Source organism: Filimonas effusa (assembly GCF_004118675.1).
Lineage (GTDB): Bacteria > Bacteroidota > Bacteroidia > Chitinophagales > Chitinophagaceae > Filimonas > Filimonas effusa.
Genome location: NZ_SDHZ01000001.1, coordinates 1,329,878 through 1,346,263, shown reverse-complemented (window position 1 = coordinate 1,346,263; position 16,386 = coordinate 1,329,878). Strand labels below are relative to the sequence as shown.

The 16,386-nt window shown below is 46.3% G+C and carries 9 protein-coding genes; 6 read left to right on the top strand and 3 right to left on the bottom strand.

The genetic code is table 11. The annotated features are described in order from the left end of the window. Positions 1-8 precede the first annotated feature (8 nt). A complete protein-coding gene (pruA, locus tag ESB13_RS04895) occupies positions 9-1,643 on the top strand; it encodes an L-glutamate gamma-semialdehyde dehydrogenase (RefSeq protein WP_129001901.1) in 1,635 nt (544 codons plus the stop codon). Positions 1,644-1,795: 152 nt separating this feature from the next. Here the strand turns inward: pruA and ESB13_RS24165 are convergent, their stop codons facing one another. Further along, on the bottom strand, positions 1,796-2,578 hold the full coding sequence (locus ESB13_RS24165; RefSeq protein ID WP_129001900.1) for an FKBP-type peptidyl-prolyl cis-trans isomerase: 783 nt from the start codon (positions 2,576-2,578) through the stop codon (positions 1,796-1,798). Between the two features lie 89 nt (positions 2,579-2,667). On the opposite strand from ESB13_RS24165, the gene pyrR reads away from it, so the two are divergent. Next, positions 2,668-3,189 (top strand): bifunctional pyr operon transcriptional regulator/uracil phosphoribosyltransferase PyrR, encoded by a 522-nt coding sequence (gene pyrR / locus ESB13_RS04885; protein WP_129001899.1) that lies wholly within the window; start codon positions 2,668-2,670, stop codon positions 3,187-3,189. A gap of 94 nt (positions 3,190-3,283) precedes the next feature. Here pyrR and ESB13_RS04880 read toward each other — a convergent pair whose 3' ends face one another. After that, a complete protein-coding gene (locus ESB13_RS04880) occupies positions 3,284-3,766 on the bottom strand; it encodes a DoxX family protein (protein WP_129001898.1) in 483 nt (160 codons plus the stop codon). 91 nt (positions 3,767-3,857) lie between these two features. Next, on the bottom strand, positions 3,858-4,193 hold the full coding sequence (locus tag ESB13_RS04875) for a hypothetical protein (RefSeq protein ID WP_129001897.1): 336 nt from the start codon (positions 4,191-4,193) through the stop codon (positions 3,858-3,860). A gap of 451 nt (positions 4,194-4,644) precedes the next feature. Between ESB13_RS04875 and ESB13_RS04870 the strand changes: the two genes are divergently transcribed. Genes ESB13_RS04870 through ESB13_RS04855 form a run of 4 tightly spaced genes read left to right on the top strand, consistent with a single transcriptional unit; the run spans position 4,645 to position 16,381 of the window. Continuing rightward, on the top strand, positions 4,645-6,984 hold the full coding sequence (locus ESB13_RS04870; RefSeq protein ID WP_129001896.1) for a hypothetical protein: 2,340 nt from the start codon (positions 4,645-4,647) through the stop codon (positions 6,982-6,984). Positions 6,985-6,995: 11 nt separating this feature from the next. Beyond that, the gene (locus tag ESB13_RS04865; RefSeq protein ID WP_129001895.1) at positions 6,996-8,114 is read left to right on the top strand and encodes a hypothetical protein; all 1,119 of its coding nucleotides are present in this window, start codon (positions 6,996-6,998) and stop codon (positions 8,112-8,114) included. Between the two features lie 36 nt (positions 8,115-8,150). Then, positions 8,151-15,623, top strand: coding sequence for a PA14 domain-containing protein (locus tag ESB13_RS04860; RefSeq protein ID WP_129001894.1), 7,473 nt, complete (start codon positions 8,151-8,153; stop codon positions 15,621-15,623). A gap of 8 nt (positions 15,624-15,631) precedes the next feature. Further along, positions 15,632-16,381: a hypothetical protein gene (locus tag ESB13_RS04855; protein WP_129001893.1), complete on the top strand. Its 750-nt coding sequence runs from the start codon at positions 15,632-15,634 to the stop codon at positions 16,379-16,381. The last annotated feature ends 5 nt before the right edge of the window (positions 16,382-16,386 follow it).

Genomic DNA, 16,386 nt, shown 5'->3' with positions numbered 1-16,386 from the left:
TTCTGATTATGAACCTGGGATATTTCCATTACCCATTGCCAGCCAATGAGCCGGTGCTGTCTTATGCTCCCGGATCGGCTGAACGAGCTACATTGAAAAAAACTTTAGCTGAGCTTAAAAAGAAAGAGATCGATATTCCTATGTATATCGGCGGTCGCGCCGTTAAAACCGGCAAACGCATTGCCATCCGTCCCCCACATGAAACCAGCCACGTATTGGGGTATTTCCATGCAGGCGACGATAAACACGTTCAACAGGCCATCGACGCAGCCCTGAAGGCCAGAGAAGCATGGGCTAACATGCCCTGGGAAGATCGCGCACACATCTTCCTGAAAGCGGCCGACCTCATCGCTACCAAATACCGCTCCTTTATGAATGGTACTACCATGCTGGGGCAAAGCAAAAACGCTTACCAGGCAGAGATCGACAGCGCATGTGAGCTTATCGACTTCCTGCGGTATAACGTACACTTCCTGAGCGAGATCTACCGCCAGCAGCCGGTCTCTTCTCCCGGAATTCATAACCGTACCGAATGGCGCCCGCTGGAAGGCTTCGTTCTGGCTATTACACCGTTCAACTTCACCGCTATCGGCGGAAACCTCCCCGCCAGCGCAGCCATGTGCGGCAACGTAGTGGTATGGAAACCTGCTAATACTCAGGTGTATTCCGCACAGATGTTCATGCGTATCCTCAAAGAAGCAGGATTGCCCGATGGCGTTATCAACCTCGTTTATGTAAGCGGACCAGTACTGGGTAAAGCTTGTTTCACACATCCCGATTTCGCAGGTGTGCACTTCACAGGCTCTACAGGCGTCTTCAACCAAATGTGGGAAACCATTGGTAAAAACATCGCCAAATACAAGACCTACCCCCGCATAGTAGGTGAAACCGGCGGTAAGGATTTTGTACTCGTGCATAAAAGCGCCGACGTCGACGCAGCCGTTACAGCGCTGGCACGTGGTGCGTTTGAATTCCAGGGACAAAAATGTTCTGCAGCGTCAAGGGCTTATATCCCTTCAAACCTCGCCAATGCCATCAAAACAAAGCTCGCAGCAGTCCTCAAAACCATGAAAATGGGAACCGTTGAAGACTTCGGCAACTTCATCAACGCCGTGATCGACGAAAAAAGCTTCGATAAAATTGCAGCCTATATCGATGCCGCTAAAAAAGACAGGAAAGCAACGATCATAGCCGGTGGCAACTACGATAAATCTGAAGGTTACTTCATTGAACCAACAGTGATCGAAGCCAAAGACCCGCGTTATGTTACCATGTGCGAAGAGATCTTTGGACCCGTACTTACCTTGTACGTGTACGATGCCGATAATTATGAAAAAGCACTGGAACTGGTAGACACCACTTCGCCATATGCCCTTACAGGCGCTGTTCTGGCCCAGGACAGGGATGCCATAACGCTTGCTACACAAAAGCTCAGGAATGCAGCCGGTAACTTTTATATCAACGATAAACCAACCGGCGCAGTAGTAGGGCAGCAACCCTTCGGCGGCGCCCGTGCAAGTGGCACCAACGACAAAGCTGGCAGCATGATCAACCTCTACCGCTGGCTTAGCGCAAGAACAGTGAAGGAAACGTTTAATCCCCCTACGGATTATAAATATCCTTTCCTGGCGCCAGGAGAATAAAAACAATAAAAAAGAGGGTGGTCATAAATAAAAATAGCCGCTGAGAATTGCTTAAACGCGAACCCGGCTCCATCAGCTACCCGAATAAAACGAGGCCGTATCGCACTTATGATACGGCCTCTTTCTGTTTATATACTGTGATCAGCTGCTCGCTATTGCTCTGGTACAGCTCCTTCATTTGCAGGAGTGGCAGCTTCTATTCCAAGCAATTCTACATCAAATATCAGCGTAGAACCACCTTTGATGGGGCCGCCTGTATCTCTGTCGCCATAAGCCAGGTCCGAAGGAATAAATAACTTCCACTTGCTGCCAACAGGCATTAACTGCAATGCTTCGGTCCATCCGGCGATCACACCGCTTACCGAAAGGGTAATAGGAGTGCCGCGGTCTACAGAACTATCGAAAACAGTACCGTCTATCAGCATGCCATGATAATGTACTTTTACCTTATCGCTAAGGGTGGGCTTGGCGCCGGTACCTTCTTTTATTACCTGGTATTGCAGGCCGCTGGGCAGTACCTTAACGCCAGGCTTGGTTTTATTCGCCGCCAGGAATGCAGCTCCCTCTTTACGGGTAACAGCCGTTTTATCCTTTTCCGCTCTGGTAAGATAGGTCATCATCGCCTGGTTCATCTGGTCCATGGTGAAAGCAGGCTTATTCGTTTTAAGTACGTCGTTGAAAGCACGCTGCATCATTGCCATATTAACCTCGGTGATGCCTTTTTCTTTGCAGAAACTTGCAGCGCTCATCGCTAAAGCATAGCTGAACGAATCGGCGGCATTTTTAAAAGGTACTGCCGTCATCACTGTACCGGTTGCCGTTTTGGGCTTGGCTGCTGTAGCAGGTTTGGAGCTGGTTGCGGGTGTTTTTTTAACCTGTGCCGCCCCGGCTAATACAATCGCCAGAACGCCTGTGGTGAGAAATATCTTTTTCATCAGTTTGGGAGATCGTTTTTATTAATCGGCCTAAGATAATGACCATTCAGCATAATGCTCTATTTTAGTGCAAAAATTACGATCAGATTTTGAAATCCATTTTAACGGAACCACAGGTAGCTTTAATAATCAAGAGATTGGCACGCCAGATTCTCGAGAACCATCTTCAGTTGGAAAATACGGTCATCATTGGCCTGCAACCCCGTGGTATTTTTTTGAGCGACCGTATCGTGAACGAACTAAGGCAACTGCTGCCAGGTATCCCCGTTCCATATGGTAAGTTGGATATTACTTTTTACCGCGACGACGTACGTAAAGAACTGCACGTCGCCAACGCTACGGATATCCCCTTTAGCATAGAAAATAAAAACGTTGTATTAATCGACGACGTATTATGGACCGGCCGCACCATCCGCGCATCGCTCGATGCACTGCTCGATTTCGGCCGCCCTTCAAAAGTAGAACTCTGCGTGCTTATCGACCGCCGCTTTAGCCGCGAACTTCCTATTCATGCCGACTATATAGGCCGTGCCATAGATACTTTCCCTTCCAATAAAGTAAAGGTGTACTGGAGCGGAAGAGATGAAAGAGATGAAGTAGTGCTGTTATAAGTATAACTGCATGATAACATAAAAGCAGCAGATAGGAGCTTCATCAGACTTATCTGCTGCTCATCATAAAAATACACCCTCTGTTGTCTGTTCCTTACACGTCTACCTTCACATTGTGGTACCCCGCCTTGTAATAAGTTCTGAAATACTCGTCGGCAGAGATCTTACCACTTCCTTCGTATAGGAAAATACCTAATAGAACGAGGATGATAATGGAAAACGCAAACTCCGATCCTCCGTTAATGGTATAATTGGGCAGGTTCACGAAAAATACCGCCGCCAGCAATATAGGCAGGAGCAAAAGCGACATATAACGTGTACACAAACCCGTAAGAATAAATAAACCGCCTAACAGGTTGGTCCAGGCGATCACTTCGGCCCATACTGCCGTATTACTTCCGGTGATATAACGCAGACGGCTTGTCTCCAATATGGTTTCCAGTTGGGCGCTGTCGCTGATAAAAGTAATACCCTTGATGAATAACATACCGCCTAGCAAAATTCTCAGAATAGCCAGCCATTTAGGCTGTTGTAACGAATTGACGTGTCTGAGGCTCACGCGATTGAAAGTTGCCATAACACACAGTTTTCGTGAAAAAAATAGGTATAAATAAAAACGCCGGGCAACACTGGTAGTTGCGCCGGCGTTGTTTAATTCGGTGTAATTGCTACAGGATCAGGATCAATACCAATATGATGATCAGAACTCCCGCCAGAGAAATATAAATGCCGCCGCCACCGATAGCCTTGGCTTCCTTACGCATCATCTTCATTTCCGCACGTAATTCCTTTCTTTCCTCACTGGTGAGCTGCGACTTGTCCATGTTTTTAATTTCTTCAACACGCAGCTTTATCTGCTCAGCCCGGGCCTGCTTTTGCGACTCACTCATTCCCGCTACGGCAGCTTGTATTTCTTTGTTGCTCATGGCAGCCTGGGCAGGTACTATTGTAGCAAAAAACGAGATCATGCACACCAGGACAGGTAAAAAGGATTTCAGTTTCATAGTGTAAGAGTTTTTAAAGTGTTAACGGAAAACTTTTACACCTGTAAATCAAAAATGTTTCCAAAAAAATCAAGCCACGGTTACCTTATTTAAGTAGCCAATAGCGGGCGAAGCAGCGGTACAATAATCACCTGTGTAGAAATTATACACCATTTTGTAGCGCAAGGGTTTTGTGATTTATGATGGCATTATTTTCAAATAAATGAGTCCTGGCCAAAATTACCTATGGTTTACCACTGTTTATTCCGTTATGCAGGGCTTTTACTTGCAATTAGGTAATATGTTGATTACATTTAATGCAACAACCCTTTTGTAGACCTTAAAACACATTTGCCGTGAGCACCAATATCCTGATTGGCTTATGCATTGTTATACAATGTCGTGTAGCATGGAATACTTTCCGCCAAATAGTAATGGATAAACCTGTTGTTACATCCATTTTGCCTGTTTCATGTCATTGAAGAAGGCATTGCCGATATTGCTGATAGGTTGGATGGTTATTGCCCTGGGAATTAATTCCGTCAGCGGTCAGCCTCCGCATCCTCCTGATAAAAGCGAACCTGCTTATTTGCTTTTACCAGGCCTGCCATTTGCATTACCTGCTATTCATGTTTCAGCCGATACCGCTCTTACAGTATATGATACGGTACCATATTACCTGCCGGCTTTAGTTAAAGAAAGAAATTTATCTAAAGCATTGATGCATTTGTTTTTGTTGCCCAATATTGAAAGTATTGGTTACACGGCAACAACGCCGGGGGGCGCTGCTGCCAGAAAGAAAAGCGATCTTGTTATTCATGGCAACGTGTTGTACAATATGGATTACCGCTCATACAGCGATACCCCGTATGCCGAAAAAGATATTTATTACCATACTGTTCAAACCTATCTCGATATTACCTGGAAAGACCAGTATCCCATGCGTTTATACCTTACCAACAGGTTCGGAAACTCTTCGTTTACAAGACATTTTTCCGATGTGAACTTCAATTTTAATACTACTGACTTCCGGAATAGAATTGTACAAAAGATAAATACTTATCCGCCGGCTTTTATGATGGACTCTATAACATTATGGAAAAACAAACTCGATCTTAAACGTATTGAATTAACTAAACTAACGGCCAGGCTGAATGATCCCGGGTTGAAACAAAGACTTGTGGAAGAAAAAGAAAGATTGTTATATGGTGGCACTCTTAAATATGACACCTCTTGGCCCCCGGATGCCCGAAAGCTATTGGATCCAATCGGGAAAGCCGGCGATTTTAAGCTGGATACACCTGTGCTTTCCTGGCAGAACCGCTATGTTGCCTGGCAGAAAAAAGCGGATTCCCTCAACAATGAGTTGGCACAGATGGAAAAGAAATATTATGACCTGCAGGGTAAATTGAAGGACTGGAAGCGTACTGCGGCAACAAAACGAAAAGCTGCTTTTTCTCCCGGAGAGTTGGAATGGGAAATGGAAGAACGCCAGGTGCCCGATAGTATTTTGCCCAAAGGATACAAACAACTGCTGGCTATCAGGAGTATGGGTGTAGGACGAACCCTGGTTAATTACTCCGAATTATCGGCAAGAAATGTAAGTATAACGGGCTTTCAGGCCGAATACAATCCTTCTTATTATGTTGCAGTAGCTGCCGGAACTGTAGATTACAGATTCCGCGATTTCATAGTGAATAATAAAAAGTCTCCCCGCCAGTATTTGTATATGTTAAGGACCGGATGGGGACAGCTGGGAGGTAATAATATCATTCTTACATGGTACTCGGGGAAAAAGCAATTGTTTAATAATAGTGGCGCTGCAACTGCATATCCCGACTATCGCCTGCTGGGCTTTACACTCGAAGGTAATTACCGCCTGAACGATAATACGTATATCACTGCAGAACTGGCTAAATCTTCATTGCCCTACTATAACAACACCAGCAAGGATCTGTTTGCTACCGCTTTGTCTATGAAAGATCATTCCAATGAAGCATATTCCCTCAAACTGCAATCCCGGCTTCCGGCAACGCAAACAGTGTTCACCGGTTTCATTAAACAATATGGCGCCAACTTTCAGTCCTTTAGCCTCGTCACTACAGGTGTAAAGCAAAAGGCGTGGCTGGTACAGGCAGAACAGCCTTTCTTCAAAAAAAAGCTGTTGGTGAAAGCATCTCTTAAGGAAAACGATTACAACAACCTGCAGGCGGTATCGTATCATGCCAATACGGTATTTAAAACCATCCAGGCTACACTTCGTTTGCCCAAATGGCCTGTGCTGCTTGTGGGATATTATCCCAGCGCGCAACTGACAAAATTGTCCGATGAATCGTATATCGAAAATACATTCTATTCGCTGGTAGCGAATGCCAGTTATTACTATAGCCTCGGTGAAACCGCTATGAATAGTGTTGCCACCTATTCCCGGTTTTATAACAGGCAGGCCGACAGTGGTTTCCTGCATTTCAACACTACTAACATCATGCTTAACCATGCTGTCTTTTTCAGCAAACGGTTTACCTGGCAAGCAACAGGCAGTGCCGCCGTCTCCGCCGATTATAACCTGTATTCCCTCGATAATGATATACAGTATGCATTAACGGATTGGCTGAGTATAGGAGCAGGCGTAAAATACAACAGGCAAACAAATTACAACCTGGTTCAATGGGGATACAAAAACAATATACTTATCAAAATAAAAAGAATAGGTGAGTTGCAGATGATGCTGGATAATGGTTTTCTGCCCGGTCCTGAAAAACGGCTGGTAGAAAATAAAACCGGCAGGATCAGCTTTTTCAGAACATTCTAATAACACTGGTTATGACTATAAAAAGCAGCGTTCTATTTCTGTTATTGCTTTATGTTATAAAAGGATATGGGCAGTTGACGCTTACATTACAGGTGCCTTCGGCAGGTGTGGTTCAGAAAACGCAGCTCTGGAATTTTCTGCTGGTAAATGGCGGGGCAGGTGATGCAAGTGTACAGGTAACTATCACACTCATGAATGCTGCCGATAACACTCCTGTTATGACCGCTGTTGGTAAGAACATGATGGTGCCGCATGGCGCTATGCAGGTGAAGCCGGCAGATGTATCACCCGTGCAGTACAGGTATCATTCGCCGGCTTTTAATGCCGATCTCCGGCCCGAAGGCTTTTTGCCGGTAGGTACCTATATCGCCTGCTACAGCGTTAGCTCATGGCAGAAAGCAGCGGGGGAAACGCTGCTGGAAGACTGTATCACGCTTGAAGTGCAGCCGTTGAGCCCGCCTGTTCTTCATTTGCCCGGAAATAACGATACCATTGGTTACGGAAGCCCCCGGTTTTCCTGGCTGCCGCCGGCGCCCCTGCAATTATTCGGTGATCTGTCGTACGACCTGCTGATTGCAAAACTGGAGGAGGGGCAGAGCCCGGAAGCTGCCATCAGGCAGAACAGGCTGGTTTATAATGCCGGCCGTTTAAAAAATAATTTCATTAGCTACCCCGCTTCTAATGCCCTCCTGGATACGGGGCAAACGTATGCATGGTGTGTCGTTGCCCGTAATAATGGTCAGTTGATTACTCAAAGCGAAGTATGGACTTTTAACATTGCAGCACCTGGCATCCCCGGGAAGCCCCAACGGCAGGCCGCTTCATTTGTTACACTTACCAGGAATATACATATGGCGGATGCTGTTTGTGAAAAAGAGATCCTGGTAGCTTATGGTAATGAAATAGCTGATTCTGCCGTAAGCTTTGTTATTACCTCTCTTGGCGATGCCCGTGAGCAGGTAAGGGTTACTGGTGCTTTATCGCTTAGTCCCGGGCATAATTTTACCAGCTTGCCCGCTGTCATAACCAGGCAATTGCTATATGATGAACGGTACCTGCTCGAAGTAATCAACAGCAGGAATGAACACTGGTACAGCAAATTCCGCTTCGTAGATACACCCCGTCAATAGTTCCATTCAATGACCTACACCCTAAACTTATAGTTCATGATCCTGGCAAGCTTCGGAAGAAACAAAAGAACGATCGCTTTTATTTTCCTTTTCCTGTTTTACGCAGAAATGGTGCTGGCGGCAGCTGAACAGCTGAAGGCCGGTGGTAATTTTATCTGTAACAATACCGCATACCCAATGCACGGGGCTTCATCACCAGTTGCTGCCAACGCACAGGCCGATGCCCGCGGAACTGCGAATTTACCACCGCTGCCTTATGCAATAGAAACTCTTGAGGATGGCGGCCCGTCCCAGCCCGAAATGCAGCAGTTTACCTCGGTAAACAGCTCCGATATGGTTGACCTGTTCACAGGCGATTTCTCTTATAACATTCCCTTGCTGGACGTGGGTGGTTATCCGGTAAACATCGCATACCAGGGTGGGGGCTCTATGGACCAGGAGGCTTCCTGGGTGGGCTATGGCTGGAACATCAACCCCGGAACCATTACTAGGAACCTGAGGGGACTGCCCGATGATTTCAATGGCACTACAGATACCATTACCAAATCATTGTCTATAAAAGAAAATAAGACAACAGGCGCCACCGTGGGTAAAGGAGTGGAAGCAGTAGGCATTCCGGTGGATTTTGACCTTAACGTCGGCGCTTTTTATAATAATTACAAAGGCTGGGGTATCGAAACCGGCCTCAATGCAAGTATTCCCGCCGGCTCAAAAGGGGGCGGAAGTTTAACGGCAGGGCTCTCTCTTACCAATAATTCACAGGATGGCTTTACAATTGCTCCCACGCTTTCTGCAAAGTATGAACTTGAAAGAGGGAAAAGCATGGAAGGGGCAGGTTCTGTCGCTATTGGATCTTCTTATAATTCAAGAGCAGGTTTGAGTGGCCTGCAGCTTTCAACAGGGTTGTCGCTATACAAAACTGTGGGGAAAACGGCGGAAAAACAGGTTCGCCTTCCCATCAGGCATCAGTTCTCTTCCAGTTTGTCATTTGCTTATCCCGCTTTTACGCCTGCTATTACAATGCCTTATACCAGTACGCAGTTCTCGTTTTCAACAAAAGTAGGTGAAACTAAGTGGGCGCTGTTTGCCAACACTTCCATCAGCGGATATGTGTCGGAGCAGAAAGTCGAAGAGAGCGATAAACGCTTGTCTCTACCCGCCTATGGTTACCTCAATTACCAGAACGGAAATAATAATGTGGAAAGTGTACTTGATTTTAACAGGGAAAAGGATATTCCTTATCGCGAAAAGCCTGCTATTCCCCATATTGCTATACCTGCTTATACTTATGATGTGTTTTCCATAACGGGTGAGGGCACTGGCGGCGCCTTCAGGGCTTACCGCGGCGATATCGGTTATGTACGTGATAACTACATGCGTACCAGGGATGCGTCTGAACGTTTTTCTGTAGAAGGAGGGGCAGGCAAGCTGGCACATGCTGGTGTGGATTTGAATTTTAACCGCTCAATTACGCAAACCGGCGCCTGGCGCGATCATCCACTTGCTACAAACACAGCCTTCAGGTCTTCCTCAAAATTATTTGAAGCAGCCTATTTCAGGAACCCCGGTGAAAAATCTATAAACACCAAAGCGTTTTATGAAGCAATAGGCGGTGATGAGGTGGTGGTGCCCGAGCTTTACCAGAGCGGCTCCTTCATCAGCACTACCGGGAAGCTGAATAAATACACGAACCAGCACCTTACAGGTAGCGTTGACCTGAATGCAAACAACGCCGTAAAGGCAAAACGGGATAAGCGCAGCCAGGTAATATCCTACCTCACTGCAGAGGAGGCCGACAAGGTGGGACTTGCCAGATACATAGAAAGCAAGCCGGTTAACAGCTTTAGCCTTTCGGGAACCTGTGCTGTTGTAGGCGATCCCGCCGACCAGGGTAAAGGAACTGGTTTTATCGGGGAATATTTCGCCAATAAGAATCTGGCTGGTAATCCGCCTTTTACTGTTAATGGCGAAACGATAGATAAGAACTGGGGAAAAGGCGCATCGCCTGACGCCAGTATACCATCCGATTTTTCTGCACGCTGGACAGGAAGGTTAAAGGCCCCTGTTACCGGTACTTATCGCTTCAGAACAAAATCAGATGACGGCGTTCGCCTTTGGGTGAACGACGTGTTGGTGATCGATGATTGGAATACGCATGGCGCTGATCAGTTCAAAGAAGGAACACCACTCAATCTTGTGGAAGGAGAAGTTAATCATATCCGGCTTGATTTCTTCGATGCCGGCAAATATGCAATCGTAAACCTGCAATGGCAGGTGCCTGGACAAAACTGGCTAACCATCCCGTTGGATGCCGTTTTCAACAAGCCATTGAATGATACTTTTTCCGTAAAAGACGCGCAGGGGAGAGAAGTGCTAAGCAAAGAAAAACGTATTAACAGCTTCCGTAAAAAAACACATATCTCTGAAATAGATGTCCTTAACCCCGATGGCCGCAGATATGTGTATGGTATTCCTGTATATAATATTCAGCAAAAAGAAGCCACATTTTCCCTTAACCAGTCCGACGGAGATGCTGTTAACGGAACCGCAAATTTTACGCCCGGCGTAGATAACACGGTTAATAATCAAAAAGGAAATGAACATTATTTCAGCTCGGAGGAAGTGCCATCTTATGCCCATTCGTTTTTACTTACAGGAATTCTTTCTCCGGATTATGCCGACCTTACCGGTGATGGTATTAGCGAAGATGACCAGGGCGACGCTATCAAATTCAACTATACCAAAACTGCCGGTATTAAAAATGCTTTGCAATGGCGGGTGCCATTTGAAGCAGGCAAGGTTACTTATAATGAAGGGCTGCGTACCGATAACAGGGACGATAAAGGCAATTATATCTATGGCTCCCGCGAGCACTGGTACCTGAACAGCATTGAATCTAAGAACATGGTGGCGGCATTCTTTCTCGACAACACTCCGAGGCTCGATGCCATGGAAATGAATGAAGCGGCCGTTAAAACCGCATCCGCTAAAATTAAAAGATTACGCAAGATTGTTTTATATAACAAGGCGGAGTTCCTGGCAAAGGATACCGCTGCCACTCCCGTAAAAACGGTTTATTTCGAGTACTCCTATGAATTGTGCCCCGGCTTTAACAAGCCCTTGAACGATTCCGGTAAGCTTACGCTGAAAAAGATCTGGTTCTCTTACAACGGCAACGAAAAAGGTAGAAAAAATGCTTATGTATTTACCTATCACAGCAATAATCCCGCTTATAATATCAGGTCTTACGATCGCTGGGGCAACTATAAGTCTCCGGCAGGCAACCCCACTACAGGAGCGCTTATCCCCAATTCCGATTATCCGTATGTGGTGCAGGACAGTGCCATGGCCGCTTCCAATGTAGGAGCCTGGGCGTTGACGCAGATAAAACTGCCCTCAGGTGGTATTATCAAGGTGGATTACGAAAGCGACGACTATGCTTATGTTCAAAACAAGCGGGCCATGCAGCTATTTAAACTGGCAGGCCTCAGCAGGAATGCTAACTGGAATGAAAGCGCCGCCGGTTTGTATACTGCCAGCTTTGCAGCAGCCCCAAGTGACAATCTATACGTATACATCGACGTATCCCAGGCCGTAACATCCGAAGCTGAGATCCGTAGCAGGTATCTCGATGGCATTGATAAGCTGTATTTCCGCTTATATGTGTCAATGCCAGGCGATAAATGGGGCTCTGGTTATGAATATGTACCCTGTTATGCCGATATTGACCATGCCGCCGGCTATTCCTTTTCGGGCAATAGGATCCGCCTGAAACTAAAAGGAATAAATAAAGACGGAACTCCCGGAGGTGAATATAGCCCGCTTGCCAAAGCTGCTATCCAGTTCCTGCGCTTGAACCTGCCATCTAAAGCGTTTACAGGCTCTGAGGTGGGAGATGATCTTGGTTTGGCGGAGGCCGTAAGAGTTATCTATAGCATGTATGCCAATGTAATGGAGTTGATGGCTTCCTTCGATAACCTGGCACGTGTCAGAGGATGGGCAAGAAATATAGACCTGAACAGGTCGCTTGTCAGGCTCGCATGTCCAACCTATAAACGGCTGGGTGGAGGCGCCAGGGTAAAAAGGATTACCGTTTACGATAGCTGGTATAAAATGACCCGGCAAAAAGAAGCTACCTACGGACAGGAATATAACTATACTGATGTTAAAGAGGTAGATGGACAGAAAATAGAGATTAGCAGCGGCGTGGCCGCCTACGAACCGGGTGTAGGCAGTGAAGAAAATCCTTTCCACCTGCCTGTCGAATATACACAACGGGTGTCTGTGCTCGCACCGGTAACAATAGGTTATACCGAGGAGCCGCTGGGTGAAAGTTTCTTCCCTTCACCGTCGGTAGGATATAGCAGGGTGCGTGTGCGCTCTATTCATACCGATAAAAAACGCTCTGCGAACGGCGTACAGGAAAGTTGCTTTTATACTGCTTACGATTATCCAACAAAGGTAGAGTGGTCGGTGATTGATGATAACTCCAAAAAAAGGTATAAACCCACGCTGCCTGCTTTACTTAAGATTGATGCCAAACACTATCTCACAGTGGCGCAGGGCTTTAAAGTAGAGCTGAACGATATGCACGGTAAATTGAAGTCTACCGCAACCTATGCCGAGAACGACATGGAACATTATGTGACCTACACCGGCAATTTTTACAAGACAGAAAATCCCGCTAATACACATAAGCAGCTTAACAATACCGTAATGGCAGTTAATTCCGACGGTACCATCGATCCGGAAGCTGTTATAGGAAAAGATATCGAACTCATGATGGATTCCCGCCAGCAGCAAACGCTGGTATATGGCAACAACGTGAACTTGAATGTAGACCTGGTGCCCGGACCAGGAGCGCCGCCCGTTATCCCGCTTCCCTCATTGCCTTCCATTCCGCAACGTGAAGAAACCCTTTTCCGTAGTCTTGCCTCCGTGAAGGTTATTCAGCGGTATGGCCTCATCGATAGCATTGTACAAATAGATAAGGGAAGCAAGGTTACCGCCAGGAATCTTGTTTATGATAGCGAAACGGGAGAGGTGGTGCTTTCCAGTACACAGAATGAGTTCCAGGATCCTGTATACCAGTTTTCCTATCCTTCCCGGTGGGCTTACGATGCATTGGGATTGGCTTATGCCAATATTGGTGTAACGCTGGAGAACCTGACCATTACCAATGGAAAGATCACTGCGGGACTGAATCCGGGAGAAGAAATGAATTACCTGGCTGGAGGTGACGAGCTGATGGTGTACACCCGGCAAAAAACAGGCGGCGCCGATTGTTCTCCTGAAGTAGCTACCTTCCCCGGTCAGCTGAAAGCCTGGGTCGTAGATTCCAGTTTATATGGTGGCGCGCACAGCCTCTATCTTGTAGATGCCGATGGGCGTACTGTTACAGGGCATAACCTGGCGCTTAAGGTAATCAGGTCGGGAAGAAAAAATATAGACGGCAGTGTTGGTTCTGTTTCTATGTTAGTGAACCCTGTTGAAAAAAATGGGAATGTTTACACCTTACGTATCGATAGCACCAGGAACATTATAAATGCAGCCGCTGTAGAATACAAAGGCCTGTGGCGCGTTCCGGCGGCTAAAAAACACGAATGGGTAAAAGCGCCCGTAATGAATGAAAATACATGCGGCTGTCTTAAACCTTTCTTTGATTATTTGATTGCATCGCAGCGCCTGCTGGTTAAAGAGGCCGATAATGTAACCGTTCGCACATTGGTGAACGAAGCTATAGCAGCTGGTTATCCCGTTGATCCTAATAGCTGCATGATCTTAAGGAGTAATCTGGATGGGAAATTCTATGAAGATTCATCGCTTTTCTGGTCAGGAAATATGGTTCGTATAGGACGATATGGCACATTTGTATATAAAGCCAATATTGGTAGTTGTTCTGTTGGGTTAAAGGTTGCTGAATATTTCTTTGAGGAATATCTTAATCATCTTACATCAACTGCCTGCAATAGCGCCGGAAACGTACAATATACTCTGGAGCACTATGAGCCGGAATGTAACAACTACCTGTTAACTATAACTAATACGCTGCCTTATTCTCCTCACGTCATTTTGGTCGTGCGATCATTCCCCAGTTGCAACAATACACCGGGCACTGGTTTAAATCTGACCTATTTTACTCCAAAGGATACTGCTATTATGTTTTGTTCGCACCCGAATTTGTCTACTGCTGCCGGGCAAGTATTTTGGAGAGATACATTAACCGGATTCGATGAACAATATAGTAACTGGACACTTACCAACCTCACGCAACAGGGAACGGGAGTTTGCCCGCCGGTACAGGACTACCGGATTCCCAACCTTACACTTGAGGTAATCAATTGTGAAGGATACAGAGACACCCTCGTCGCCGGTCAGTGTTACGATCCAATTACCGATTCTGCCACCAATCCCTATCTCTACGGTATTACTGGTAATATGCGTACCAGCAAAGCTTACACGTATTACGGCGATCGTACGGGTGTACTGTCCGCAACCGGTAACCATATAAGAAAAGACGGCACTATTCCCTCATTTATACCTTTCTGGATTTTTAATGATAATAAAATTGTTCCGCGTTACGACCTGTCGCGATGGGTATGGAATGCTGAAACCTCCCTGTATGGCAGGCGCGGCCTGGAGCTGGAAACAAAAGATCCGCTCGGTCGTTTCAACTCCGGAATCTATGGCTACAATCACTCCTTACCGGTAGCCGTTATTCAGAACGGGCGTTACCGTGAGTCTGCTTTCGAAGGCTTCGAGGATTATTTCTATTCCAATGCAGCCTGTAACAGTAATTGTGTAGTGGGACGGCATTTTGATTTCTCGGATTTTAAATCGCAGCTCAGCGACACGTATAGCCATACGGGTAAGTACAGCCTTAAAATAAATGCAGGAACTAACGTTGCCATCGCTGCTACAGTGAAGCCGGCCGATGACAACAGTTTCGTGCTCAACTTTAATACAAAAACGGCATCCTGTACCGGCGGTGCCGTGCTCGACGGCATTAAAACCAACCAGCAGGCTGTATTGCCTGTATTCTCACCGCTTAATGCTTCCCAGGTGCTTATCTCGGCCTGGGTAAGGGAAGAGCAGGACTGCAAATGTTCTACCTACGTCAATAACCAGTTGCAGGTAACGGTGAAACGTCCTGGCGGTGATGTTACAACGGTAGCCAGGCCTGCAGGTAATATTATTGAAGGCTGGCAACGATACGAAGTAGTGATCGCTGTTCCCGCTGATGCAACTTCTGCAGTGTTCAGTTTCATGTCAACAGGCAGCACACCCTTGTATGTCGATGATATCAGGATTCATCCCTATCATGCCAACATGAAGTCCTTTATTTACCACCCGGTAAATCTTCGTCTCATGGCGGAACTCGATGAAAACAACTACGCTGCTTTCTATGAATATGACGATGACGGTACACTCATCCGTGTTAAAAAAGAAACAGAACGTGGTGTGAAAACCATCCAGGAAACAAGAAGCGCATTACGTATCGAAGAATAAAATGATTTATGAGAAATAGAGAAATGATCATATTGGTGATATGCAGTCTTTGCTTTGTATCAGTAGCAGCGCAGGATACATCTGCGCGTAGCCAGGTTATAAAGCTCCTGGAAAGGGTAAAGCAAACCTATCGCCAGCCGGCGCCTTTTCAAATGACAGTGGGTTACTACTACGCCAGTGAAAACAGCCCGTCTGCTTATATTGATTCTTTGAAGGGCGAACTAACGCTCTGGGGCAGCAGCTACAGGGTGAGGATGCCTGCGGTAGAAACTATCGTTAATGAACAATACAGTGTTACCCTGTTTGAGTCCGATAAACTGATGTACCTGGCAAAACCGGCAGCTATTGCCGGCCAGAATCCGCTTGCTTCAGCAGACAGTCTCTTGCAAACCATGAAGGGGGTGAGTTATAGTATCCGCGATACCGCCACAGTGCAACAGGCTACATTGGAATTCTCAGAACCTTCTCCTTATAAAAGGATAGTTTTCCTGGTCGACACGGCTTCAGGATACTTGTTACAGTCAAAACTCTGGGTCAAAAGCAGTTATATGCTGCCAGAATTACAGGGTAATAGTCTTGCAAAAGAGGGCTTCACGGAATACAGTATAGTGGAAACCAGGCTTTCGGATTATAAAAAGCCGTTGTTGCCTGCCGGTTATTTCGATGATAAGCAGTTTTTTATCAGAACCGGTAACGAGTTCAACGTAACTGAAGCTTATCGCAATTATAAAATATTCGTAGCAACTCCTAACCTTTAAATCAA

Excerpts from the sequence above, each read along its gene's own strand:
- pruA (WP_129001901.1), top strand. The coding sequence starts at position 9 with ATGAACCTGGGATATTTCCATTACCCATTGCCAGCCAATGAGCCGGTG.
- ESB13_RS24165 (WP_129001900.1), bottom strand. The coding sequence starts at position 2,578 with ATGAAAAAGATATTTCTCACCACAGGCGTTCTGGCGATTGTATTAGCC.
- ESB13_RS04880 (WP_129001898.1), bottom strand. The coding sequence starts at position 3,766 with ATGGCAACTTTCAATCGCGTGAGCCTCAGACACGTCAATTCGTTACAA.
- ESB13_RS04875 (WP_129001897.1), bottom strand. The coding sequence starts at position 4,193 with ATGAAACTGAAATCCTTTTTACCTGTCCTGGTGTGCATGATCTCGTTT.
- ESB13_RS04870 (WP_129001896.1), top strand. The coding sequence starts at position 4,645 with ATGTCATTGAAGAAGGCATTGCCGATATTGCTGATAGGTTGGATGGTT.
- ESB13_RS04865 (WP_129001895.1), top strand. The coding sequence starts at position 6,996 with ATGACTATAAAAAGCAGCGTTCTATTTCTGTTATTGCTTTATGTTATA.
- ESB13_RS04860 (WP_129001894.1), top strand. The coding sequence starts at position 8,151 with ATGATCCTGGCAAGCTTCGGAAGAAACAAAAGAACGATCGCTTTTATT.
- ESB13_RS04855 (WP_129001893.1), top strand. The coding sequence starts at position 15,632 with ATGAGAAATAGAGAAATGATCATATTGGTGATATGCAGTCTTTGCTTT.